The sequence below is a fragment of the Mesorhizobium argentiipisi (SeqCode) genome, assembly GCF_037179585.1.
Lineage (GTDB): Bacteria > Pseudomonadota > Alphaproteobacteria > Rhizobiales > Rhizobiaceae > Mesorhizobium > Mesorhizobium argentiipisi.
In genome coordinates this window covers 1-247 of record NZ_JAPYKO010000139.1, presented here as the reverse complement: position 1 = coordinate 247, position 247 = coordinate 1, and the positions used below count along the sequence as shown (strand labels likewise).

The following is a 247-nucleotide window of genomic DNA, read 5'->3' as shown; positions in this document are numbered from 1 at the left end:
TTGGCGATGTGCAGCACCGCGTCGTGGTCGACATCGGCGGCGTTGGTGAGCAGGTCGATCGTGTAGGCGGCGGCGTCCTCCGAGGCCGTCGAGGTGACCGCCGCCGACACCGTCGGCGCATCGTTGGCGCCGGTGATGGTGACCTGGGCGGTCTGCGCCACCGACGCGCCGTGCTCGTCGACCACGTTGTAGCTCAGGTTGAGCACCGCGTTCTCGCCCTGCTTGAGCGCGTCATAGGCGTTCGGAT

The 247-nt window shown here is 68.4% G+C and carries 1 protein-coding gene; it reads right to left on the bottom strand.

Annotated features, from left to right (window positions below; translation table 11 throughout):
- A partial coding sequence (locus O7A05_RS34295) for a VCBS domain-containing protein (protein WP_337097836.1) occupies window positions 1-247 on the bottom strand: 247 nt, incomplete at both ends.